Below are 24,704 nucleotides of genomic sequence, written 5' to 3'. Positions count from 1 at the left end.
TGTTTCTTGCCGGTCAGACTACGCGGGCGCGCAGCAGATCATGCATGTTCAAAGCGCCGGCCAGTTTGCCACCAGTGGTAACCAGCAGGGCGCCAATTCGGCGTTCTTCCATGATGCGGACGGCTTCGGCTGCCAGCTTGCCCGCTTCTATGGTGATGGGGTTGAGCGTCATGACTTCAAGTACGCGGGTCTGGTGCACGTCAACACCCCGATCCAGCGCGCGACGCAAATCACCATCGGTAAAAATGCCAGCCAAAACGCCGTGGTCATCCATGACCGCAGTCATACCCAGACCTTTGCGGCTAATTTCCATCAGCGCATCGCGTAGCGGCGTATTCAGATGCACCGTGGGCAACTCATCGCCCTGGCGCATCACATCGCTCACCCGGACCAGCAGGCGTCGGCCAAGACTACCGCCAGGATGAGAGTGGGCAAAATCTTCTGCGCTGAAATCACGTTCCTCCAGCATCGCCACGGCCAGCGCATCGCCCAGCGCCAGGGCGACGGTGGTGCTGGCTGTGGGGGCAAGGTTGAGCGGGCAGGCTTCCTGTTCAACGGAAGAATCGAGCCAGATTTGCGCTTCACGCGCCAGCGTGGATTTCGCATTGCCGGTCATGGCAATCAGGGGCACGCCCATACGCTTGATGCTGGGCAAAATGGTCAGCAATTCGTCGGATTCGCCCGAATATGAAAGCGCCAGCACCACGTCGTTGGCGGTGATCATGCCCAGATCACCATGTGCGGCCTCCGCCGGATGCAAGAAGAGCGCAGGCGAGCCGGTGCTGGACATGGTCGCGGCAATCTTGCGGGCAATATGCCCGGATTTGCCCATGCCGGTCACGACAATGCGGCCCTGGCAGGCCAGCATCAGTGCGCAGGCCTCACCAAAAGTGGCATCAAGTTTGCTGGCAATGTTCTCGATCGCGGTGGCCTCAATGGACAACACATGCCGGGCGCGATCCAGAAAACGGGAGTTATCTGTAGATGTCATGGTGATCAAGTATAAAAGACCGGGCACGAAAACTGCTAGCGACGTTGTGACAAGACAGGCTGGCCGGTATGCTGTTTAGCTATACTCAGAGCCTCTTTCTTTGTTAACCAGCGCCGTCGGGAGCCACTATTCACCTCTCATCGCTTCTTTTGCTGCTGGCCGCGGCCGTTCTGACGGTCGTTGCGTGCCGGAGCCTGAAACTGCCTGCCATGCTGGGTTATCTGGTGGTCGGCATGTTGATCGGTCCGCATGCGCTCGGCTTTATCGATACCTCTACGGGCGCGGAACACCTGGCCGAATTTGGTGTGGTGTTCCTGATGTTTACGTTAGGTCTGGAATTCAATCTGGCGCGATTGATGGCAATGCGCAAGGTGGTATTCGGCCTTGGGTTCACGCAGGTGCTGGCAACCGCGTTGCTGGTCTGCGCGGTTGCGCTGATCGGCGGGGGTGACTGGAAAACCGGCATGGCGCTGGGCGGTGCACTGGCGATGTCCTCCACCGCCATGGTGTCCAAGCTGCTGGCGGAACGCAATGAATTGAACGCCCCACATGGGCTCAATGCAGTCGGCGTGTTGCTGTTTCAGGACCTGGCGGTGGTGCCCATGTTGATCATGACGCCCGCGTTGAGTCGACCGCCAAGCGAAATGTTCTACGCGCTGGGTCTGGCTGTTCTGAAAATCGGCGTTGTGTTGTTCTTGCTGCTGTATCTGGGCCAGAAACTGATGCGGCCCTGGTTCAATCTTGTGGCCCGGCAGCATTCCAGCGAACTCTTCATGATCAACCTCTTGTTCATCACGCTGGGTATTGCCTGGCTGACTGATCTGGCTGGTTTGTCGATGGCGCTGGGGGCATTCCTGGCAGGTATGTTGATTGCCGAAACCCAGTACCGTTATCAGGTGGAAGACGATATCCGGCCATTCCGTGATCTATTGCTGGGGCTTTTCTTTGTTACGGTCGGCATGAATCTGGATTTCCACACGCTGTTGCGGCAGTGGTGGTTGGTCATCGTGGTGCTGGGGTTGATGGGGCCGGGCAAAATGATGCTGATTGCGGGTCTGGCACGGCTGTTCGGGTCTGCACCTGGCCCGAGTCTGCGGACAGGGTTCACGCTGGGGCAGGGGGGGGAATTTGCCTTCGTGTTGCTGGCGCTGTCAGCCAGCAACGGGCTGATATCTGCAGAGTTGCAACAGGCGACGATTGCGGGGATTGTGCTCTCCATGCTGGCGACGCCCTTTGTGATCCAGCACAGTGACAAACTGGTGCTGCGTCTTGCCAGTTCAGAATGGATGAACATGGCTGCCAATCTGCACCAGATCGCCGTGCGCTCCATGGGTGCACAAGGGCACGTCGTGCTGTGTGGCTATGGCCGTAGCGGGCAGTCACTCGCTCGCTTGCTCTCCCAGGAAAACATCCCGTTCTTTGCGCTTGATCTAGATCCCGAAGTGGTCCGCGAGGCTGGCGCAGCGGGGGATTCGGTCGTTTATGGTGATGCAGCCAAGCGTGAAGTGTTGCTGGCTGCAGGCTTGATGCGGGCCCGTGCCCTGGTCGTGACTTATGCGGACACTCATTCTGCCTTGCAGATTCTCGAACTGGCCAAGCAACTGCGGCCGGATTTGCCGGTGATTGTGCGTACTTACGATGAATCTGACATCGACAAACTCAAGGCTGCGGGTGCGGCCGAAGTCGTGGCAGAAATTCTGGAAGGTAGCCTGATGCTGGCCTCTCATACCTTGATGCTGCTTGGGACACCACTTAACCGTGTGCTCAAGCGTATTCGTGAAGTGCGGGAAGCGCGCTACCAGATGTTCCGCGGCTTTTTCCGTAGTGTGAATGATGACCTTGAAGGTGCGGAGCGCTCACAACCACGCTTGCATAGCGTGCATTTGATCAAGGGCGCATCAGCTATTGGTCGCAAACTTGCTGATCTGGACCTCAACGCCATGCACGTAGATGTCAAAAACCTGCGTCGTACCAACCTGCCCGCGTCCGTGCCGGAGCCAGACATGGAGTTGCAAGAGGGAGATGTGCTGGTCCTGTTGGGGGAGCCTGAAAATCTCTCTGCCGCGGAGATGTTGCTGCTGGGTGGCGGGCGACGTTAACCGGGTGTCTGCTCGTTTATCCCGGCAAGAAAAAAGCCGCAGCTTGTTTGCTGCGGCTTTTTCATTCCTGAACGCATTGGCTGCTATTAACGCTGGGCGATTCGGGGCCTGCGACCGATCTTCACATCCAGCGTTATGTCCTTGCCATTGCGGAACAGATGCATGGGCGCGGTTTCGTCTGGCTTGAGTGCGGCCACTTCATTGAGCATGGCGGACGAATCCTGGATGTCTTTGCCCGCGACAGACAGCAGGATGTCGCCGGGTTTAATGCCGGACTTTTCAGCCGGGCTGCCCCGCACCACGCCCGCGATCAGCGCACCGTGCGCCTGTTTGAGCTTGAAACTGGCGGCCAGCTCAGGCGTGACGTCCTGTGCTTCTACGCCCAGCCAGCCGCGTGTCACCTTGCCATCTTTGATAATGGCTTCCATCACCTGTTTGACCGTCGAGGCAGGAATGGCAAAACCAATGCCTAGCGATCCGCCTGATTGCGAATAAATCGCAGCATTGATACCGACCAGATTGCCATCGGTATCCACAAGCGCACCACCCGAATTGCCCGGATTAATCGGCGCGTCGGTCTGGATGAAGTTTTCAAATGTGTTAATCCCCAACTGCGAACGGCCGAGCGCAGAAACAATCCCCATGGTCACGGTCTGACCGACACCAAACGGGTTGCCGATGGCCAGTACCACGTCGCCGACTTGCAGCTTGTCGGTGTCAGCAAATGCGATCGGCGGCAAGATACCTTCATCCACCTTGATGACGGCCAGATCGGTATCGGGATCCGCACCGACGACCTTCGCCTCTGCGGTACGCCCATCGGCCAGCGCAACTTCGATTTCGTCTGCCGATTCGACCACATGATTGTTGGTGATGATGTAGCCCTTGTCTGACACGATCACACCGGAACCCAGGCTGGACGCGCGCTGCGCATCATCGTTGCCAAAGAAACGCCGGAAGGCCGGATCGTTGAGCATGGGGTGGCGGGACGAGCGCACTTCCTTGGATGTGTAGATATTGACCACGGCCGGCATGGCGCGATGGGCCGCGTGGCTGTAGCTGGTAACGACATGAGAAGCCGGTGCCGATGCCACGAGACTTTGGGGCGCAGAGGCCGCATTCCCTTCGCGCAGGGTCACTACATCGCGGATCGCGCGCTGCGGTAGCCACTCGGGATGCAGGATCGTGGCAAGGAACCAGATCGCAAGCCCGACCGTAGTGGTTTGTGCGAAAATCAACCAGAGTTTTTTCATAGGAACGCGGTTCAATGCCGGTGAACAGACAGGTACTGGAAAAGTATATCGAACAATATTTATCCGTATCGCGCTTTCGGGATTATTGTCCCAACGGCTTGCAGGTTGAAGGCCGCGAGCCGGTTGCCCGGCTGGCCACCGCAGTGACTGCAAGCCTTGCTGCTATCGAACTTGCGATCGAAGCGGGTGCGGATGCTTTGCTCGTGCATCACGGATTTTTCTGGAAAGGCGAATCCCAATCCATTGTACGGACCAAAAAGGCCCGAATCGCTGCTTTGCTCGCTGCTGATCTTAACCTCTTTGCTTACCATCTGCCGCTTGATGCGCATCCGGAAGTCGGTAATAACGCAACGCTGGGGCAATTGATGGGTGTGACCGCCGACACCTTCTTCGGCGATCAGATGCTCGGTGCGGTCGGCACATTCAATGTGCCTGTGACTGTCCGCCAACTGGCGAACCGGCTGGAGTCGGCCACTGGCCGTACACCACTGATACTTGGGCCAGCCGAAAGAGAGCTTCGCCGCATCGGCTGGTGTACGGGCGGCGCGCAGAGTTTCTTTCACGAAGCCGCTACGCTTGATATAGATTGTTTTGTATCGGGTGAAAGTTCTGAATTTGTCACCCATCTTGCGGCCGAGTCCGGCGTGACCTATCTGGCGGCCGGGCATCATGCCACCGAGCGTGGCGGCGTGCGCGCACTGGGCGATCATCTCGCTGATCGCTTTGGTCTTGATGTCATTCACCTTGAAGTGCCCAACCCGGTATGAAGAATTTGCTCCAGATCAATTTGCACCAGATATTTTCCCTGCATGCTGCGCGTGCCGCTGCCCTGGCTTGTCCGCTTTTGCTGGTTGCCTGCGCCACGCCCCCAGGCGAGACCGCGGGTACCAACGGCAAAACAACAGCCGGTGCGTCGGCGCCTGAAACAAAACTGCCCGCACCAGGCCCGACGCCGACCGTACTCATTACCGGCCGCAAACCCCAGGCTATTCTTGATGACATCGTGAAGTTCCGGACTGGCAAAGGCATGAGTGTGCGTAGTCGTTCCAGTATGAGGGTTGAGTTTGCAGAGAGTGTTCCAAACGCAAGTCAACCTACGGAAGCACGAATGCTGTATTTGTTGAGCCCGGCCAGCAAAGGGCTGAATCTTTCGGCAAGAGTGTTTCAAGTCAGCTATCCTGGAACGGCCAGGGAGCGCGTTGCAGAAGTCACCAGTGTTGTAGCCGACAAACTTTCAAAAGAACTGGCTGGTTACAACACCAATAGTGGCTGGTAAGCCATTGTTGTACATGCGGCTTTTAGTTAAGCCGCACGTCGGGTAGAATTTCTGGCGTCTTACAAGCAGCATCGGCCTCGACCTCGCTGCAGTGTGGCCTGGTCTTTGTTTCTTGCGTTCCATTTCCAATAATTTGTCAGGGATGGGGTTATGAGTGACCAGCACGTTGATAGCGGTAAACGGCGGTTTCTGCTTCTGGCCAGTAGTGGGGCGGGCGCAGTCGCTGTTGCAGGAATCGCAACACCCTTTATTGCCAGTTTCCTGCCATCCGAGCGCGCCAAGGCGGCGGGCGCTCCGGTTGAGGTAGACATCAGCAAGCTTGAAATGGGCCAGAAGATCGACGTCGAGTGGCGTGGCAAACCTGTCTGGGTTGTCAAACGCACCAAAGAAATGCTCGATAACCTGCCCAAACTGGACAGCAAACTGTCCGATCCCAAATCAGACTCCAGCGATCAACCCGACTACGCGCATAACGCATGGCGTTCGCTCAAGCCCGAGATCTGGATTGCGGTGGGCGTCTGTACCCACCTGGGCTGTTCTCCGACATATCGCCCTGACATTGCCCCCGCAGATCTTGGCGCTGACTGGCTGGGCGGCTACTACTGCCCCTGTCATGGCTCGAAGTACGACCTTGCCGGCCGGGTTTATTCCGGTGTGCCGGCGCCCCTGAACCTGCCGATCCCACCTTATAAATTCATCTCCGACACCAGTTTGCGTATCGGCGAAGAAACCAAATAACCGGCACCTCTACAGAGGCTTCAGACATGAGCAAAGCACAACAGCTACTTAACTGGGTAGACGATCGCTTTCCGCTGACGGCAACCTGGAAGGCGCAGATGTCGGAGTACTACGCGCCCAAGAATTTCAATTTCTGGTACTTCTTCGGTTCATTGGCGCTGCTGGTACTGGTGATCCAGATTGTCACCGGTATTTTCCTGACCATGAACTACAAACCGGATGGATCTCTCATTCCGGGCACCAGCATTTCGGTTGCGTTCAATTCCGTCGAATACATCATGCGTGATGTGGCGGGCGGCTGGATCATCCGCTACATCCATTCCACCGGCGCCTCGATGTTTTTTGTCGTCGTGTACCTGCATATGTTTCGCGGCCTGGTTTACGGTTCTTACCAGAAACCGCGCGAACTGATCTGGGTGTTCGGCTCTCTGGTGTTCCTGTGCCTGATGGCAGAGGCCTTTCTGGGATATTTGTTGCCGTGGGGGCAAATGTCGTTCTGGGGCGCTCAGGTGATCGTGAATCTGTTCTCATCGATCCCCGTTATTGGCCAGAGCCTGTCCGAGTTCATCCGTGGTGACTATGTCGTGTCTGATGCCACGCTCAACCGCTTTTTTGCCCTGCACGTGATTGCTGTACCGCTGGTGCTGCTGGCGCTGGTGGTGTCGCACCTGATCGCGCTGCATGAAGTGGGCTCCAACAACCCTGATGGCGTGGATATCAAGAAGCACAAGGACCCGCGGACTGGCATTCCGCTCGATAGCGTTCCCATGCACCCGCACTATACGGTCAAGGATATCCTGGGTGTGGTGGTGTTCCTGATTGTGTTCAGCACTATCGTGTTCTTCAAGCCCAATATGTTTGGCTATTTCCTTGAAGACAACAACTTTATTCCGGCGGATCCGCTCAAGACACCGCCACACATTGCGCCCGTCTGGTACTTCACCCCGTTCTACGCGATCTTGCGTGCCGTGCCGTCGTTCCTGGGCACACAGGTCTGGGGTGTGCTGGCCATGGGTGCTGCGGTGATCATGATTGCGCTGCTGCCGTGGCTGGATCGTGCGCCGGTCAAGTCGATTCGCTACCGTGGGCCGTTCTTCAAGACAGCGGTAGTCCTGTTCCTGGTCGCGTTTATCGGGCTTGGCATTCTGGGTGCACTGCCACCAACAGACATTCGTACGATTGTGTCGCGCATCTTGTCGGTGGTGTACTTCGCCTTCTTTGTCGGTATGCCGTTTTATACAAAGATGGACAGCTACAAGCCTGTGCCGGAACGGACCACCAACAGCACAACGCAACAGAAGATCCGTTTCTTCATATACGTGGCGATCACCTTTGTGCTGGCCGCACTTTTTGCCAAAGTGATCTAAGGACAACGCACATGAAACTGAATCTGCGAGCTTGGCTTGTTGCTGCAGTACTGTGCCTGCCCTTGACGGCATTTGCTGAGGAAGGCGGCCCGGAACTGGATAAAGCCCCCGTCAATCTGCAGGACGTCGAATCGCTGCAGCGTGGCGCACAGACCTTTACCAACTATTGTTTGTCCTGTCACGGTGCAGCGTTGCTGCGCTATAACCGGCTGACCGATCTGGGCCTGACTGAAGACCAGATCAAAAAAAACCTGATGTTCGCCACTGATAAGGTGGGTAACCCCATGCGGGTGGCCATGCAGGTGAGCGACGCCAAGGTCTGGCTGGGGGCTGCACCGCCAGATCTCTCGGTCGAAGCACGGGCCCGTGGTGCGGACTGGCTATACACTTATCTGCGCTCGTTCTATCGCGATGACAGCCGCCCGACGGGCTGGAACAACGCGGTATTTGATAAGGTTGGCATGCCACACGTGCTGTGGGAGCTTCAGGGTATCCAGGTGCCGGTTTACAAGACCGAAAAGGTAAACGGCAAGGATGTCCAGGTGCTGGATGGGCTCAAGCTGGAAAAAACCGGCTTGTTGACTCGGCTGGATGGCGACAAGGTTGATGCCGCCGAGTACGACAAGCGTGTGGGTGATCTGGTGAACTTCATGGTCTACATGAGTGAGCCATCCCAGATTCACCGTGAGCAGATTGGCTATGCCGTGCTCTTGTTCCTCTTGTTTGTTCTGTTCCCGCTCGTCTACCTGCTCAAGAAAGACTACTGGAAAGATGTCGAACACTAAGTGCTTTTCAGACAACAAAAAAACGGGGCTGCGGCTCCGTTTTTTTGTTGTCTTCAGGGCGTAGTGCCCACCACGCTGTTGTATTTTTATTTGCTGATATTTGTTTTTGTATTCAATTGCTTATCAAGCAATTTCTGGCTTTGTATCAGCAAAATCTTTACAATTCAACGTTTTGCATTCCAGCATTCCGGAGAAACCCGCCCATGATGAAGCTGTATTCCGGCACGTCCTGCCCGTTCAGCCACCGTTGCCGTATTGTGTTGTTTGAAAAAGGCATGGATTTCGAGATCATCGACGTCGATGTGCATAGCAAGCCGGAAGACCTCGCGGTCATGAACCCGTACAACGAAGTGCCGGTTCTGGTCGAGCGCGATCTGACCCTGTATGAGTCCAATATCATCAACGAATACATTGATGAGCGCTTTCCGCATCCGCAACTGATGCCGGTTGATCCGGTTATGCGTGCTCGTGCCCGTTTGATGTTGTTCAACTTCGAACGTGAACTGTTTGTGCACGTCAAAACCCTGGAAGACGGCACAGCAACTAAAAAGGCGCAGGATACTGCTCGCGTGACCATTCGCGACAACCTGACCCAGATTGCTCCGCTGTTTGCCAAGCAAAAGTATATGCTGGGTGAAGAGTTCTCTATGCTGGATGTTGCGATTGCCCCGTTGCTGTGGCGCTTTGAGCATTACGGCATCGAAGTGACCAAGCCGCTGGCTTCCATCCTCAAATACGGTGAGCGTCTGTTCAGCCGTCAAGCGTTCATCGATTCGTTGACTGCCAACGAAAAAGCGATGCGCAAATAAACATAGAATGTGAATGATGCGGGCCGCCGTTGCTGGCGGCCCCGTCGTTTTGCAGACCGTCGGGGTACATTCATGTCTTCTGTGTCGACCAAACCGTACCTGATTCGCGCTATTCACGAATGGTGTTCGGACCATGATTTCACGCCTTACCTGGTCGTTGCCGTACGCGGTGAAATGCAGGTACCGATGGAGTACGTGAAAAATGGTGAGATCGTACTGAACATCAGCTATAACGCCACCCGTAATCTCAACCTGGGTAATGACTACGTGTCGTTCTCGGCCCGTTTCAATGGTGTCTCGCGGGACATCATGATTCCGGTGGGGGCAGTCGTGTCGATTTTCTCGCGTGAAAATGGCGAGGGTATGGGCTTTGAATATGAAGCCCCGCCTGAAGAGGCGCCGGTAGCCAACGCCACTTTGCAAACAACGTCCACCAGTCATGAAGCAACAAAGCATGACGATGATGACGACGAGCCGCCGCGCCCACCCGCAGGCCGCTCGCACTTGCGCGTGGTTAAATAAAGAGCAGCGCAACGCAACGTAATCGCAAAACCCCGTCCAGCCGGACGGGGTTTTTTATTATCCGGGCCATGATGCCGCCGTGTCTGGTGGTGAGTGGTCCAGTGTGGGGCATGCTCGTTCATTTTGATGTAACAATGCACCAAATGTGATCTTTTTTGATGTTTTGTTCATTCTGTTTATTTGAAAAACTACATAAAACATCCGTTTTTGTTGCTATGAAATTGTTTTAGTCTATTTATGTTATTGATTTTTATGAATTAATTTTTGTAAAAAGTTGGGGGTGGCAAATCTTATGGATATGACGATGTAGTTTTTCCGACAAACGTATGAAATTTAGTTACGTAGTCAAACTACATTTGATGTATGATGAAGTCATTGAATAAGTCGCCCTGAAGGAGAACTACCATGAGTATCAGCATCCCGTTTTTTGGCAAGATTGGTTCTGACGACGTCAAGCTGCAGCCGAACATGCGTGTGAATCGTGCTGGTGGTCTGGTTGGTCCGGAACAGGTCGATGGCATTGTGATGTACCAGGTGGGCGGCCGCGCCAAGGTGTGTTGGGGCCCAGGCAACTCGCGCATGGAAAAGGTCACAGACCTGACCCTGATCGTTGAGTAACGCGATCTCCATAGCGACAGTACTGGTATAAAAAAAGCCCCGGCATGCCGGGGCTTTTTGCTGCAAGAGAGAAGCTCAGGATTCGCCCGCGATCGCTGCGACTTCAGCTTCGCTATCGTTACCCGCATCCAGGTCGGCCTCTGCGGCGGCGACTTCATCGGCCACGGCAGCCATGGAGCGACGTTGCAGCACGGCAGCATAAAAGCCATCTGTACCATGCTTGACCGGCGTCATGCGCAGGTCCGGACCATCGAGCGGCAAGTCAATTTTCTCTTTGGCCAGAAGCGTGCGGACATCGATGCGCTCAAATTCTGGGTGGGTGGCCAGGAAGGTATCGACGATAACGCTGTTTTCTGCTTCCAGAATACTGCAAGTTGCGTAAACCAGTCGGCCACCTGTCTTCACAAGACGTGCTGCTGAAGCGAGGATGGATGCTTGCTTGGCGTTGAGTTCAGCCACCGATGTTTGCGACTGGCGATACTTCAGGTCTGGATTACGGCGCAGTGTGCCCAGGCCAGAACAGGGGGCATCAACAAGTACGGCATCCATCTTGCCGGCAAGACGCTTGATCTTCTGGTCGTTTTCTGAGGCGATCAGTTGAGACTGCACGTTGGACAAACCGGAACGCGCCAGGCGGGGCTTGAGATTAGCCAGACGCTTCTCAGAAACATCAAACGCATACAGGCGGCCGGTTGATTGCATTTGCGCACCCAGCGCCAGCGTTTTGCCCCCGGCCCCGGCGCAGAAATCAGTCACCATTTGACCGCGACGAACACCGGCCAGCAGTGTCAGCAGCTGACTGCCTTCATCCTGGACTTCATACAGGCCGCCCAGAAAGCCAGGGTGACGTGAGAGCGCAGGCTTGCCACCAAGGCGAATGCCCCAAGGCGAATAAGGTGTTGGTTCGGCCTGGAAGTGTTCAGTACGCAGTTGTTCCAGCAGCGCGTCGCGCTTGTTTTTCAGCAAGTTGGCACGCAAATCCAGCGGAGCGGGTTGGCCCAGGCCCAAACCCAACTCCAGGATTTCTGCATCGCTGCGGCCTTCAGCCTGAAGTGCCTCAACAATCCACTGTGGGAAACCGGCGCGAACGCCGAGCGGTGCATCGGCCAGTTTTTTGGCTTTCCACTCTTTGGCCAGTTCCAGCTGATCTTCGCGGTAGAACGTGGACAACTCTTTGAGCGTGCGCTTTTCTACCGCCGAATGCCAGGCCAGCAACCATAGACGGGCGCCGGCATATTCACCCGCAATCCATTTCAGTTTGGGCAAGGCGCGCAATACGCCAAACACGGTTTCGGCGATGATGCCGCGATCCCGTGCGCCCAGTTTTTTGTGCTCGCGAAAAAGGCGCGACATGCAGACATCTGCAGGCGCAGTGAATGGCAGGATTTGTTCAAGCGCGTCGAGGACAGCGTTGAACTGAACAGAGGTAAGCAGCATGTTTTTGACTTGATCGTGTAATTTTGCAAAAAGCCACAGCGGAGCAAACGCACGCTGTAGCCAGAAACCGGCCAGACAGTTTGTTGGTTAATCTTTGCCGGAAGAATCCGTGGGTGCCGGTGCATCCAGCACCGACTTGCCGTCTATGGTGATCTCCGTCGCCCACAAATCCAGCGGCGCGTCATTGCCCAGATTGAAGATCATTCTTACAGGCAGGTTAGACCATTGTGGGGCCAGCCAGAAATCAAATACGCGATCTTCAAAGGTGCCCCGCAACAAGATGACCTTGACGACCTGGCCACCGACCCGCCAGTTTTTCTCCCCTTGCACCTCAAAGGCAACATGGGGATAAATCTTGCGACCGCTCACCATGGAGAAACTGAAGTTCTGGCTGCGGACACCACCAATGGCGAACTGGAAAGCGGTGGAGAACAGATCCTGAGTACCTTTTTCCAGCGTTTCGGTGCTGGTTTTGTCGCCATCATGCAGTGTGATCTGGTGGTTGGCCCAGTCAAAGGTGGCTTCATTCTGTAATTTGCCATCACGGATATCCGTGAAGTGTTCCGGCTCAAGGCCGCTCTTGCCCAGACGGCCGTCGCTGGTAAAAGCACGAGTACGACCAAACAGATTGGCCCCCAGCTTGAGCGAATATCGGCCCTCGGTAGCCTGCCAGTTCAGCCGCATGGGAATGGGCAAGCCGTGATACACATAAGTAATGACCAGATCATGCGGAAAATCTTTGGCCGGCCGAACCGGCACCTCTGCAGCTTGCGTTGGCCATGTCGCGAGTGCGAACAGCGCAAACAGTAAAGAGAATACATATTGCTTCATGAATTGATCCTTGTTCAGCCGCGCGGACCGTGCGGCTGGTCGAGGCCGGGCGTCGGTGATTCCAGCAGTGTTTTGCCGTCTGCGTCGATGTCGCTGGCAAACACATCATAGGTATCCTTGCCTGCATTCAGAATCATGCGCACTGGCAAATTGTGCCATTGCGGTGCCAGCCAGAAATCAAACACGCGGTCTTCAAACGTACCTCGCAGCAAGATGGCATCCACGTCTTTGCCGGACAGTCGCAATGTTTTCTCGCCCATGATCTGGAAGGCCACGTTCGAATAAATCTTGCGTCCACTCGCTAAAGAGAATGTGAACGACGGCATGCTTGCGCCCTGTAGGGCGAACTGAAATGCAGCAGAAAACAAATCCTGGTCACCCGGTTGCAATGGGCCCTCAATGGTTTTGTCGCCATCATGCAGCACGAATTTTTGTTCCGACCAATCAAACAGGGCTTCGTTCTGCAGCTTGCCATCTCGCGTGTCGCTGAAGCGCTCTGGCGCCAGTCCACGCTTGCTGATTGTGCCCACGCTGCTGAATACCCGGCTGCGCCCGAGCATGGCTGCACCGATATCCAGTGTGTATCGTCCGTCGCCGGCGGTCCAGGTCAGCTTTGCCGGAAATCCTTTCCAGCGATAGGTAATGTGGACTGTTTTGGGGAAGGCTGCGTTCACCGATGGCGCCGCTGCAACGGCCGGGCTGGATGCGCGCGTAGCCGCGACCGCAGACGCCGCGCTGGCTTGATGGGGTAATGCGGCGGCGGCAACCGTGCTGGCTTTTGCCGGCGCACTGGCATTGCCAAACCAGGATTGGGGTGCCGAGGCAGCGGCACTGGCTATTGCCGTACTGCTGGCAATGGGCGTACTCGCCGCCGCACTCGCTAACCGGATTGCGGGCTTGGGTTTTCGTTTTGGCACGAGCCGGGGTGTTGGGGGTGGCGGGGGTTCCGCCTTGGCAACGACCACTGGCTTGGGCGGCACTTTCGCTGCAAACCACACAGTCTGAATGTCCGGACGCTTGATATTCTTCAGCTCGTCCGCCAGTTTTTTCTCGTCTTCCCAGTCCTGGCTTTTGAGCGTTCGCGTTGGTTTGCGCAGTTTTTCGTTGGGCTTGTCGGGAGACGTGTTGGTGAACCAGTCGTAAATCAGATCGCCAGTTGCGGAAAAGATGTGCGTCAGCAATGACAGCACAAAGGCGAGGATCAGCAAAAAGTGGGGAGCGCGCCAACGGTGGGACGCGCCGGTTTTGCTCATGCGTGCGCCGGGCTCACATGTACCCGGTGGCCATCAATGGTCAGCCGGTTTTCCACAAACCAGCGTACGGCCAGCGGGTAGAGTTCGTGTTCTTCTTGCAGCACGCGTTCAGCCAGGCGTTCTGCGGTGTCGTCTTCCAGAACCGGTACGGCAGCTTGCGCAATGATCGGGCCGTGATCGAGTTCTGCGGTGACGAAGTGGATGGTGCAACCCGCCAGCTTCACACCCTCGTCGATTGCGCGTTGATGTGTGTTCAGACCGGTAAATGCAGGCAGTAGCGAGGGGTGGACGTTAATCAGGCGACCTTGGTAGTGATTAACGAAGCCCGGCGTGAGAATACGCATGAAACCGGCCAGCACTACGAGGTCTGGTGCATGGCTGTCAATCAGTTTGGCCAACTCGGCATCAAACGCGTCCCGGCTGTCAAAGTTGCGGTGATCCAGCGCAGCCGTGGCAATGCCGCGCTCTTCTGCCCAGGTCAGCCCTTCCGCGGTTGGGCGGTTAGAGATGACAGCAGCAATGCGGGCACCGGGAATGGCGGCTTCGACGATCTTGCGCATATTGCTGCCGCGACCGGAAACCAGAATGACGATGTTTTTGGACATGAGAGGCGCGGGAGGAGTGGGGTGAGGTGTGCAGGAAGCCCCCGCGCACCTCACATCCTGAACTGCGATCAGGCGACCTGGGTCTGGTGTTCGTCGCCGTTACGTTCGCGTACGGCGCCGATACGGTAGACGGTTTCGCCTTCGGCCTGCAGCAGTTTGGTGGCTTCATCGGCGTGTTTGGCGCCAATGATCACGACCATGCCGATACCGCAGTTGAAGGTGCGGTACATTTCCGCCGCAGCGACACCGCCTTTCTCTTGCAGCCACTGGAACAGCTTGGGCATGGCCCAGCTCTTGGCGTCAATCTGTGCCACTGTATTTTCCGGCAGAACGCGCGGCACGTTTTCAGAGATGCCACCGCCGGTAATGTGGGCCATGCCCTTGACCGGCAGGGTTTGCATCAGCTTCAAGAGCGGCTTCACGTAGATGCGGGTCGGTGCCATCACGACATCAGCCAGCGACTTGCCGTTTTCGAATTCAGCTGCGTAGTCGGCTTCAGAGAGATGCAAAATCTTGCGAACCAGCGAATAACCGTTGGAGTGCGCGCCATTGGAAGCCAGGCCCAGTACGACATCGCCCGGCTTGATGGTCTTGCCAGTGATGATGTTGGCTTTTTCGACAACACCCACTGCAAAGCCGGCCAGATCGTATTCGCCCACCGGGTACATGCCTGGCATTTCAGCGGTTTCGCCGCCGATCAGGGCGCAACCGGCTTGTTCACAGCCATGGGCAATGCCACGGATCACTTCGGTGGCTGCATCGACATCAAGCTTGCCGCAGGCAAAGTAATCCAGGAAAAACAACGGTTCTGCGCCTTGCACCAGAATGTCGTTCACGCTCATGGCAACGAGGTCGATACCCACGGTGTCGTGACGGTTCAGTTCAAACGCCAGCTTGAGCTTGGTGCCCACGCCATCCGTACCGGAAACCAGTACAGGTTCTTTGTATTTCTTGGAGATTTCCACCATGGCGCCAAAGCCGCCGAGGCCGCCCAGCACTTCCGGACGCATCGTGCGCTTGGCATACGGTTTGATGTTTTCAACAAGTTGATCGCCCGCGTCGATATCAACGCCTGCGTCGCGGTAGCTCAAGCCGGTGGGGGTGGTGGTCATGCGTATGGCCTCGTGGTCCAGATCAGGTGGCAGGTCTGCTGCGGGGGCTGGTTGGTGGCTGAAAGTGCCGTTTAAACGGGCCGATTACCCCGTTCGTGGCGGGATTGCCTCGTTGCGGCTAGAATTGACAGCCTTTTTGCCAAAAAGCCCGGTCTACAAAAGGCCAGTATTTTACCGCATCTTTAGATGAAACGCCCGACTCCCCGTCTGTTTTGCCTGCAAAATCGTCAGGTTGCCTTCGTGCAACCGGTGGCGGGGCACGCCTGCGCCTGGCAAAAAGAGGAGGGCGCATGAGCGAACAACTGATTCTTGACCTGTATCTGCCGCAGCCACCCAGCTTCGAAGGTTTTGTGCCGGGCGAGAACGCAGAACCGCTGTTCATGCTGGCCGAGTGGGCGGCTGGTGCGACGGACATCCGCTTTTTGTACCTGTGGGGTGGTGACGGCGTGGGCAAATCTTACTTGCTGGATGCTGCCGCTCGCCGCCTTGCCGGCGCGCTGTACATCAACGCTGCGCGCGAAACGCTGCCAGATTTCATCGACCCGGCCGCAGCGCTGATTGTGGATAACGTCGGAGCGCTTGATCCGGACCAGCAGATCCGGTTGTTTGACCACTACAACACCTTGCGCGAAGGCAGTGGCCGTTTACTCGCGGCCGGATCGTTACCGCCCATGCAGCTTGATTTGCGGGATGATCTGACCACTCGTCTGGGTTGGGGCCTTGTGTACCAACTCAAGGCGTTGTCTGACGCAGACAAAATTGCGGCGCTCAAGGCGCAAGCGCGAGAAGCGGGTTTTGAGTTACCGCCAGAAGTGGCCGACTATCTGTTGCGCCACACCGCGCGTGATCTGGCCAGCTTGCGGGCGGTGCTGGACCAGGCCAACCGGTATGCGCTGTCTACCAAGCGCCCGGTCACGGTGCCACTGATTCGGGATGTTCTTGCGGGTGATCGCCACGTTTGAGCATCAGACCGATCGCGCTCAGCGATCCGGTACCGGTGGTCGTTCCACAAAATGCACGCTGCTGATCAGGTCGTTATCCACACGATAGATCGCCACAGCGGTCACAGTGTGATTTTCCAGGCCGGTAATGATCTCGTGATCAATGACCGTATTACCAAACACAATGCGGTTTTGCAGTTCGGCTTTGAGTGTCGGCCGGTTAAAGCGATGTAACCGGTAGAACGCGGCCAGCGCATAGCGTCCTTCCATGCGCGTCTCGTTGGAAGGCCAGCCCGCAACGCGCACGTCTTCCGCATAACAGGCGACAAAACGATCTGTGTCGTGGTCGTTGTAGGCATCGAGTTGCGCCTGCACAACCGCTTCGGGCGACTTGATGGATTCATCCGTAGACATGGCGTAACCCCTCTTTCTGATCAATATAGTTCAGACCAAAGGGGCCTACAGCAGGTCTCCGCCGAGGTTCAGCCCTGTACTTGCAAAGGCACATCCGGGTTGACGAAGGGCTCACCGGCAATGAGTTTGTCCATCATCTTTGGATCATGCCATTCCGCTTTCACTTGCTCAGAAAAGACCAGGTCTTCGAGTTTGATCAGACCCATACGCGCGTTTTCTGCGTCTTCCCGGAATGCCTGGGCGTAGCCGGTTTCGGTTTCATGGGCGATTACCGAATGCAGGCGCACATCGCTCTCACCGTTACGCATGACGGTGTTCTTGAGAATGGCGTCGATCACGACAAAGAAAATGCGCGCAAATTGCTCGGCAGAGGGCGACACCGGCACGCTGATCCAGCGGGCAGAGAACTCTTGCGACAGTCGAATGTACTCAGGATCGTCCTTGTCCCAGAAACAGATCGCGTGATCAAACGCGTCGATGACGTCCTTGATGGTGCCCTTCATCAAGCCGAAGTCGTACACCATCTGGCCGTTATCCAGCGCGTGCGCTTCCAGCAGCACTTCCACTTTGTAACTGTGGCCGTGGATGGAACGCCGACAGCGGTCGGATGAACAATTGCGCACGATATGCGCGCTTTCAAACTTGAATAGCTTGCGGATCAGCATGAATAAAACCTGAGTAATGAACTCGGGTTTTATCAGAATCTGGTCATCTGCTCAAGCATGTGGGGTGGTGCGCTTCCCGACGGCATCCGGATTGCCGATAGATCAAGCATGCCCGTAAGTTTTGTAAGTAGTTTGCTGTATGCCAGTGTTGGTTATTCAATAAAACTTCATCTGGTTGACATCCGGCTGTCGCAGACCAGCGGTGGTGGCCGGTTCACTGGTATCGGCGGCCCATCCATCAGTAACTGCTTTTTTTGTGGTGCAGCATGCGCAATATGGGCAAAAACAAGCAATGTATCGGCCCGATACTTCCGCTGATCCTGTTTGTGCTGCATTGCAACAAAGCGCCGGGCGAGCACTGGTATTGCTGGCAGAAAACCGCACAAAACCCGTGATGGCTGTCCGTCTTGACACCTTTCTGCCCCATACCGCTAATCGATATCGCACCCGCGAAATGGCCATAAACGCCTTGGCGGGTTCGGCGCCGAATCTTTGTTTCCTTACAAAAACGGCGCCATCAAGGTCCGTCAGATACAAGAACGGATCATCGCGACAGAGATTAAACGGATTGGAGACTGAACCATGAAAAGCAAGCGGCTGGCCCTCGCGGCCGTGCCCATTGCCCTGGCGGCCGTATACGCATTTGGCGCATACCCTGCCTGGCAAGACGGCGGTACTTATACCGCAGGCACCATCGTGTATTACAACGGGCATGACTATCAGGCCCTGGTAACCCAAACCGATTACGTGGGTGCCAACTGGAATCCGGCCGCTACACCAAGCCTGTGGAAGGATCTGGGTGCCGATACCGGCGGTACCCCAACCCCAACTCCAACCCCGACGGCAACACCGACACCGGCGCCCACGCCGACGGCCACCCCAACGCCTGCCCCGACACCCACGCCGACGCCAGCACCAGCACCAACACCGACGCCGACGCCGACGCCGACGCCCACACCGACGCCATCGGGTAGCTGTTATGCCGCCTGGAGCGCAAGCACGGCGTATAGCACCGGCGCGACCGTGAGTTACAACGGCGTGAATTACAAGGCCAATTTCTGGACACAAGGCAACAACCCGAGCACCAGCAACGGTGCTAGCGGTACTGGTCAACCGTGGACCATCGTAGGCAATTGCGGTGGCACCACACCAACGCCGACGCCAACGCCAACGCCAACGCCAACGCCAACGCCAACGCCAACGCCAACGCCAACGCCAACGCCGACACCGACACCGACACCGACACCGACGCCGACACCGACGCCGACACCGACACCGACACCGACACCGACACCGACACCGACACCGACGCCAGCACCGACCCCGTCGGCGAATGCCTGCCGTCCGGATGGCCTGATCCCGGGGGCCAGCAATGTACCGTACTGCAAGGTGTATGACGCCAATGGCCGTGAAGTACTGGCCAATGGTCTGAATCGACGCATTGTGGGTTACTTCGCCAGCTGGCGGACCGGTGTGGATGGTTCACCGTCTTACCTTGTGAACAACATCCCCTGGAACAAGGTGTCGCACATCAACTATGCGTTTGCCATGGTTGACCAGAACACCTACAAGATCACCATCGACACCAGTGCCACCAGCCCGGAAATCGGTCTGACCTGGCCGAATGTCGCTGGCGCGAGCATGGATAGCACGCTGCCGTACAAGGGCCATTTCAATCTGCTGGCCCAGTACAAGAAGCAGAATCCAGGCGTGAAGATCATTATGTCGATTGGTGGCTGGGCTGGCGGTACAGGCTTCTACACCATGACCACCAATGCCGACGGCAGCATCAACACCGCCGGTATCAATACGTTTGCCGACTCGGTCGTGGCCTTCCTGCGCCAGTACAACTTCTTTGATGGCGTGGATATTGATTACGAACATCCGACCACCAATAACCAGGCCGGCAATCCGGACGACTTCAGCATTTCTACCCCGCGTCTGAAGGGGCTGATGACCAGCTATAACGTGTTGCTCAAGACACTGCGCCAGAAACTGGATACTGCCGCAGCGACTGACAACAAGTACTACATGCTGACCATTGCCGGTTCGGCTTCGGGCTGGATTTTGCGTGGTGAAGAGAACTTGTCTGGCCTGCAGTATCTGGACTACGCCAGCCTGATGTCGTACGACCTGCATGGTGCATGGAACCAGTATGTCGGTCCGAACGCCGCACTGTATGACGATGGCAATGATGCTGAACTGAAGGCGGGTGGCGTGTATGGCGCTTCGCAATACGGCGGCATTGGCTATCTGAATACCGACTGGGCTTACCACTACTACCGTGGGGCGCTGCAATCGGGCCGTATCAACCTGGGTTTGCCGTATTACACCCGCGGCTGGAAGGGCGTGACTGGCGGTACCAATGGTCTGTGGGGTACCACGCCGACGGTCAGCAGCACGGTCAGTTGCAAGGGCATTGCCACTTGCGGTCAGGGCGCAACCGGTATCGATAACGTCTGGTATGACCTGGATACCAGCGGCAACCCGGTACCGGGCGGCGGTAACCCGTTGTGGCACGCGCTGAACCTGCAAAACGGCATCGTGCCGGATTACCTTGATGCCTATAAGGTGACCGACAAGACCATCACCGGTACCTATGTGCCGAACTACAACTCGACGCTGGTCGCGCCGTGGTTGTGGAACGCCACCAAGCAGGTGTTTATCTCCACCGAAACCGAGCAGTCCATCCAGACCAAAGCGCAATACATTGTCGATCGCGGCATTGGTGGCGCCATGATCTGGGAACTGGCCGGTGACTACGCCTGGAACGCCAGCATGAACGGCGGTAAGGGCGAGTACTACATGGGTAACACCCTGACCACGGATATCTACAACGCCTTCACTGCTGCCGCGCCGTATGGCAACAAGAAAGCGGAAACCACGCTGCCGACCACTTCGGCCGCTGTGGGGATCATCCTGGATCAGTGGCCGATGGGGGATAACAACTACCCGATCACGCCCAAGATGGAGATCACCAACAACAGCACCCAGACTATTCCGGGTGGCAGTACGGTTGAGTTCGATTACCCGGTATCTACACCCGCCACGATGGCAGACCAGTCTGGTTTCGGTCTGACTAACACCACGGCTGGCTACACCGGTCCGAACAACATTGGTGGTTTCAAGAACAACTATAACCACGCGAAGTTCAGCATCCCGACCTGGCAAACCATCGCCCCGGGGCAAACGGTCACCGTTGCACTGAACTACTATCTGCCGATCTCTGGCCCGTCCAACTACGTGGTCACCATTGGCGGGAACAAGTACATCCTGCAACAAGAGAACCCGGATGCAACCGTGGGTTACAAGTAAGGTGCTTTGAATGGTTTGGCAAACTGGCTTGACTGGTTTGCCAGCCATCAAACATGCAAGGCGGGTCGTTCTGACCCGCCTTTTTTTCATGAATGGTCTTCGTCCATTCGTCGGTATTTGTCGCTCGCCTGATGCAGTGTCGCCTTGTGGCGACAATGCTAATGTCCTGATTTTGCGGGATTGCCTGAGAAGGACAATGGAGGGTGTCGCTACATGGCGACAAATAATCACCATTATGCCATCCGATTCTCGTCGTCAAGCTGCTGGTCGTCGCCATGTGACTGATTAAACACATGTTTTGCAAGCTGGCCCGATTCTTGCTGTAAATGACGTCCGCTCTATCAATACAGACAAAGACAACAATGAATCGCATTGCATTGGCAAGTGGTGTGGCCGGGTTGCTCTTGCTTGTCGCCGCACCGGCACAAGCCATGTATACCGCGTGGCCGTTTAACGGACGGGTGATCAATCACAGCATGCAGGATGTCAAAGCCTGGGATGGCGAGCACGACTTTTACACCATCCGCGCTGGCATCACTTCATCCAACCTGTATGACGTCGACCATATCCAGCTGGCAGGTGATGCTGACTGGTGCAAGATCGGTGCCAATACCGTGACGGTCGCGCCCGATGGCCGCATTAGTGGTTGCGAATGCCGCGTGGCCCACGCTGCGGATGAGTGTGCGCCAGCAGAACAGCGTTCGCTGTTGTCGCAAGTGGTTTCCGTGTTCTTTGGCCGGCAGCGCACAGAGACCGTCGTGGCCTATCTGACGCGGGTAACGCCATTTCGCTGGGGCTGAGCTGCGTTTTGTCGTTTTAGCGCAAAGTGCAGACATGAAAAAACCGGCCATGAAGGCCGGTTTTTTATTGGACGTTGACCGCAATTACTTGGTCAGTTCCAGCAGCTTGTCGAAAGCTTCATCAAACAGCTTCAGACCTTCAGACTGCAGTTGCTCGCCGGCCAGGTTGTAGTTGATACCCAGCTTGCGCAGTTGGGCCATCACTTCAACAGCGGCTTCAGTGTTGGTTTCCAGCTTGTCAGCAGCAACGCCGTGATCGCGGAATGCGTTCAGGGTGGCATCCGGCACCGTGTTCACGGTTTCCGGGCCGATCAGCTCTTCCACGTACATGGTGTCGCGGAAAGCGGCGTTCTTGGTGCCGGTGGAAGCCCACAGCAGGCGTTGCGGGTGAGCGCCCTTGGCCTTCAGATCAGCAAAGCGGCTGCCGTGGAACAGCTTCTTGTAGTGCTGGTAAGCCACTTTGACGAAGGAGATCGCAACCTTGCCTTGCAGGGCCTTGGCTTCAGCGGAACCAATCTCTTCCAGCTTCTTGTCGATCAGGGTGTCAACGCGGGACAGGAACACCGAGGCCACAGCGCGGATGTGATCAACCGGCTGGCCAGCAGCGATACGGGCTTCCAGGCCACGGACGTAGGCGTTCAGCACGTCGTCCACATGAACCAGGTTGAACATCAGGGTGATGTTCACGTTGATGCCCGAAGCAATCAGTTCTTCAAACGCGATCACGCCAGCGGAAGTCGCCGGAACCTTGATCATGGCGTTCGGACGGTTGATAGCTGCCCACAGGCGCTTGGCGTTGTCGATGGTGCCTTGCGCGTTGTTCGCCAGGTGCGGGGAAACTTCCAGGCTGACATAGCCGTCCAGGCCCTTGGTGTCGCGGTACAGCGGGGCGGTCAGATCGCAAGTGGCCTGGATATCCGGCACAACCAGTGCTTCGTAGCGTTGTTCTGCGGTCAGGTCTTGCTTCTTCAGTTCAGCCAGGTCGCCAGTGTAGAGCGGGTCGGAGCTGATGGACTTGTAGAAGATCGCCGGGTTGGATGTCACACCTGCGATGTCATCTTCTTGAATCAGACGAGCCAGTTCGCCAGACTTCAACAGACCACGGGACAGGTTATCCAGCCAGATACGTTGCCCGAAGGGCTTGATGGCAGCGATTCTACTCATTGCATTCACCTCAAATTCATACGTTGTCATAAAAGGGCGTGATCGCCAGACTCATTTGTCATTATCCGCCATGTATAGCGGTTTGACATGCAATCACTTTGAAGATTTCGCCCCGTCGGCGCATCAGATAAGCCCGACGGACCGATAGTATATGGGGCTCTGCCCTGGAAATAAAACAGTGAAGTCGGGGTTTTCCCGATGAAAGCGCGTTTTTAAGCGAAATTGGCGACTGCTGAACCGATTTTGCACGGCGCAAGTGACCGGTTTCGCAGGTTTTTCAGTCTGCCAGCAAGCGATGCGGCGGGAAGCGCACCGAAAATTCGCTGCCTTCGCCCAGGCGGGACTTCACCGCCAGTTGCGCTTGGTGCCGCTGCAAAATGTGTTTGACGATCGCCAGCCCCAGACCGGTACCCCCCGTGGAACGGGAGCGACCGCGATCCACCCGGTAGAACCGTTCAGTCAGGCGTGGGACGTGTTCCGGTGCGACGCCAATCCCGGTGTCCTGCACGCTGAACACAGGTTGTTCGTTGTCGACTACCCAGTTGATGGTGATGACGCCACCCTGCGGCGTATAGCGGATGGCGTTGGAGACCAGGTTGCCAAACGCCGAATGCAACTCGTCATGGTTACCAATCAAGCGTGCCGGGGCCAGCGTGCCGATGCGCACTTCGTGCCGGCCTTGCGAGAGACCCACTGCTTCGTCATGCATTAGACGCATCAGTTGTGGCACATCGACTTCTTCTTCTTTCATCTGTTGGCCGTTTTCCAGGCGTGACAGCGTCAACAGATCATCTACCAGGCGCTGCATGCGCTGGGTTTGATCGTACATCAGCTGCAACTGCTGCCGGCGTGTGGCTTCCTCCAGATCCGGCATATCGATCATGGTTTCGATGAAGCCACCGACCACCGTCAGCGGTGTGCGCAACTCGTGCGAGACGTTGGCGATGAAGTCGCGGTGCACAGTCTGGACGCGATCAAGCTGGGTGATGTCGCGGGATAACAGTAGTTTGCGCGTGGTATCAAACGGCACCAGCTGGACCGACAGCACTTGTTCTTGCGGCCGGGTAGTCCGCAGCATCAACGGGTGGGCGAAATCCTGCATGCGCAGGTATTCACGCAGGCTGGGCTGACGCACGATGTTGGTGACGATCTGCCAGATGTCAGTGACACGATCAATGCCCAGATGCTGGCTGGCGGCCTGGTTGCACCATTCCACGCGGTCATGCTCATCCAGCATGATCACGCCATCAGGCAAGGCTTCACCGGCACTGGTAAAGCGCTCGAGCATGTGAGCCAGGCGATCTTGCGTTTTGCGTTGCGAACGTACTTGCTCGTACAGGCGATCGAACACGTCCTGCCAGAGCAAAAAGCTGCCCGGCACGTTATCGACGCGCGGGTTTTTCATCCAGCGCAGCAAGCGGGCAAGGTTATAGAGATGAAATGCGGTGGCAATGCCCAGAATGCCCGCCGCCAACGACAAGCCCCAAACCGGGCCGGCAGCAGCAGAAACAATCAGGGCGAACAGCAAAATGCAGAGGTAATAAATGGTCGAGCGCAGCCAAATCATCGAAAAAATCCGGAAAAGCGGGACAGGTTTAGAGGCGCTGACAAAACCGGGCAGGCAAAGGCGTTGGCACCTGCCAGCTTTGATCTGCGCGTCTTATGCGGTCGAGATTGGCACGATTTTATTACGATTCTTCCACCAGCCC

General features: G+C 56.4%; 23 protein-coding genes. 12 read left to right on the top strand and 11 right to left on the bottom strand.

The window, feature by feature from the left end:
* Positions 1–13: 13 nt before the first annotated feature.
* Complete coding sequence (locus tag IEX44_RS17785) at positions 14–991, bottom strand: KpsF/GutQ family sugar-phosphate isomerase (protein ID WP_188697227.1); 978 nt, start codon at positions 989–991, stop codon at positions 14–16.
* A gap of 149 nt (positions 992–1,140) precedes the next feature.
* Here IEX44_RS17785 and IEX44_RS17780 point away from each other — a divergent pair, with 149 nt between their 5' ends.
* Entirely contained in the window at positions 1,141–3,090 is a 1,950-nt protein-coding gene (locus tag IEX44_RS17780; RefSeq protein WP_308423810.1) for a monovalent cation:proton antiporter family protein, read from the top strand.
* An 86-nt stretch (positions 3,091–3,176) separates the two neighbouring features.
* Here IEX44_RS17780 and IEX44_RS17775 read toward each other — a convergent pair whose 3' ends face one another.
* A complete protein-coding gene (locus IEX44_RS17775; RefSeq protein ID WP_188697223.1) occupies positions 3,177–4,343 on the bottom strand; it encodes a Do family serine endopeptidase in 1,167 nt (388 codons plus the stop codon).
* A 14-nt stretch (positions 4,344–4,357) separates the two neighbouring features.
* On the opposite strand from IEX44_RS17775, the gene IEX44_RS17770 reads away from it, so the two are divergent.
* The 8 genes from IEX44_RS17770 to IEX44_RS17735 all read left to right on the top strand — a co-directional run bounded on the left by IEX44_RS17770 (position 4,358) and on the right by IEX44_RS17735 (position 10,458).
* Positions 4,358–5,110 carry a Nif3-like dinuclear metal center hexameric protein gene (locus IEX44_RS17770; protein ID WP_229679275.1) on the top strand — a complete coding sequence of 251 codons (753 nt, stop codon included), beginning with the start codon at positions 4,358–4,360 and terminating at the stop codon, positions 5,108–5,110.
* The gene (locus IEX44_RS17765) at positions 5,107–5,619 is read left to right on the top strand and encodes a hypothetical protein (RefSeq protein WP_188697220.1); all 513 of its coding nucleotides are present in this window, start codon (positions 5,107–5,109) and stop codon (positions 5,617–5,619) included. Before IEX44_RS17770 ends, IEX44_RS17765 begins: the two co-directional genes overlap by 4 nt.
* Positions 5,620–5,769: 150 nt before the next feature.
* A complete protein-coding gene (petA, locus tag IEX44_RS17760; RefSeq protein WP_188697218.1) occupies positions 5,770–6,357 on the top strand; it encodes a ubiquinol-cytochrome c reductase iron-sulfur subunit in 588 nt (195 codons plus the stop codon).
* A gap of 26 nt (positions 6,358–6,383) precedes the next feature.
* Positions 6,384–7,724 (top strand): cytochrome b, encoded by a 1,341-nt coding sequence (locus IEX44_RS17755; protein ID WP_188697216.1) that lies wholly within the window; start codon positions 6,384–6,386, stop codon positions 7,722–7,724.
* Between the two features lie 11 nt (positions 7,725–7,735).
* Positions 7,736–8,509, top strand: coding sequence for a cytochrome c1 (locus tag IEX44_RS17750; protein ID WP_188697213.1), 774 nt, complete (start codon positions 7,736–7,738; stop codon positions 8,507–8,509).
* Between the two features lie 203 nt (positions 8,510–8,712).
* Positions 8,713–9,318, top strand: coding sequence for a glutathione S-transferase N-terminal domain-containing protein (locus tag IEX44_RS17745; protein ID WP_184102717.1), 606 nt, complete (start codon positions 8,713–8,715; stop codon positions 9,316–9,318).
* Positions 9,319–9,390: 72 nt separating this feature from the next.
* Positions 9,391–9,840 (top strand): ClpXP protease specificity-enhancing factor, encoded by a 450-nt coding sequence (locus IEX44_RS17740; protein ID WP_188697210.1) that lies wholly within the window; start codon positions 9,391–9,393, stop codon positions 9,838–9,840.
* 405 nt (positions 9,841–10,245) lie between these two features.
* Entirely contained in the window at positions 10,246–10,458 is a 213-nt protein-coding gene (locus tag IEX44_RS17735) for a hypothetical protein (protein ID WP_188697206.1), read from the top strand.
* Positions 10,459–10,533: 75 nt separating this feature from the next.
* Here the strand turns inward: IEX44_RS17735 and IEX44_RS17730 are convergent, their stop codons facing one another.
* From IEX44_RS17730 to purM, 5 genes are all read right to left on the bottom strand, one after another.
* Positions 10,534–11,895 (bottom strand): RsmB/NOP family class I SAM-dependent RNA methyltransferase, encoded by a 1,362-nt coding sequence (locus IEX44_RS17730; RefSeq protein WP_188697203.1) that lies wholly within the window; start codon positions 11,893–11,895, stop codon positions 10,534–10,536.
* Between the two features lie 87 nt (positions 11,896–11,982).
* Entirely contained in the window at positions 11,983–12,726 is a 744-nt protein-coding gene (locus tag IEX44_RS17725) for a DUF3108 domain-containing protein (RefSeq protein ID WP_188697199.1), read from the bottom strand.
* 14 nt (positions 12,727–12,740) lie between these two features.
* Positions 12,741–13,979 (bottom strand): DUF3108 domain-containing protein, encoded by a 1,239-nt coding sequence (locus tag IEX44_RS17720; protein WP_188697195.1) that lies wholly within the window; start codon positions 13,977–13,979, stop codon positions 12,741–12,743.
* Positions 13,976–14,584, bottom strand: a complete 609-nt coding sequence (purN, locus tag IEX44_RS17715; protein WP_188697192.1) for a phosphoribosylglycinamide formyltransferase — start codon at positions 14,582–14,584, stop codon at positions 13,976–13,978. Before purN ends, IEX44_RS17720 begins: the two co-directional genes overlap by 4 nt.
* Positions 14,585–14,652: 68 nt before the next feature.
* Complete coding sequence (gene purM / locus IEX44_RS17710; RefSeq protein ID WP_188697189.1) at positions 14,653–15,696, bottom strand: phosphoribosylformylglycinamidine cyclo-ligase; 1,044 nt, start codon at positions 15,694–15,696, stop codon at positions 14,653–14,655.
* Positions 15,697–15,986: 290 nt separating this feature from the next.
* Between purM and hda the strand changes: the two genes are divergently transcribed.
* A complete protein-coding gene (gene hda, locus IEX44_RS17705; RefSeq protein ID WP_188697186.1) occupies positions 15,987–16,658 on the top strand; it encodes a DnaA regulatory inactivator Hda in 672 nt (223 codons plus the stop codon).
* 18 nt (positions 16,659–16,676) lie between these two features.
* Here the strand turns inward: hda and IEX44_RS17700 are convergent, their stop codons facing one another.
* Positions 16,677–17,051, bottom strand: coding sequence for a nuclear transport factor 2 family protein (locus IEX44_RS17700; protein WP_188697183.1), 375 nt, complete (start codon positions 17,049–17,051; stop codon positions 16,677–16,679).
* A gap of 68 nt (positions 17,052–17,119) precedes the next feature.
* On the bottom strand, positions 17,120–17,716 hold the full coding sequence (locus IEX44_RS17695; RefSeq protein ID WP_188697179.1) for a 6-pyruvoyl trahydropterin synthase family protein: 597 nt from the start codon (positions 17,714–17,716) through the stop codon (positions 17,120–17,122).
* Between the two features lie 582 nt (positions 17,717–18,298).
* Between IEX44_RS17695 and IEX44_RS17690 the strand changes: the two genes are divergently transcribed.
* Both IEX44_RS17690 and IEX44_RS17685 read left to right on the top strand, forming a co-directional pair.
* Entirely contained in the window at positions 18,299–21,031 is a 2,733-nt protein-coding gene (locus tag IEX44_RS17690; RefSeq protein WP_188697176.1) for a chitinase C-terminal domain-containing protein, read from the top strand.
* A gap of 362 nt (positions 21,032–21,393) precedes the next feature.
* On the top strand, positions 21,394–21,831 hold the full coding sequence (locus IEX44_RS17685; protein ID WP_188697174.1) for a hypothetical protein: 438 nt from the start codon (positions 21,394–21,396) through the stop codon (positions 21,829–21,831).
* An 84-nt stretch (positions 21,832–21,915) separates the two neighbouring features.
* Here IEX44_RS17685 and tal read toward each other — a convergent pair whose 3' ends face one another.
* Together tal and phoR are read right to left on the bottom strand one after the other, a co-directional pair.
* Positions 21,916–22,995, bottom strand: a complete 1,080-nt coding sequence (tal, locus tag IEX44_RS17680; protein WP_188697171.1) for a transaldolase — start codon at positions 22,993–22,995, stop codon at positions 21,916–21,918.
* Between the two features lie 277 nt (positions 22,996–23,272).
* Positions 23,273–24,562: a phosphate regulon sensor histidine kinase PhoR gene (phoR, locus tag IEX44_RS17675; RefSeq protein WP_188697168.1), complete on the bottom strand. Its 1,290-nt coding sequence runs from the start codon at positions 24,560–24,562 to the stop codon at positions 23,273–23,275.
* Positions 24,563–24,704: the final 142 nt, after the last annotated feature.

The sequence above is a fragment of the Silvimonas amylolytica genome, from assembly GCF_014645555.1.
Lineage (GTDB): Bacteria > Pseudomonadota > Gammaproteobacteria > Burkholderiales > Chitinibacteraceae > Silvimonas > Silvimonas amylolytica.
Note: the sequence above shows the minus strand (reverse complement) of the source record. Positions and strands in the feature narration are given on the sequence as shown.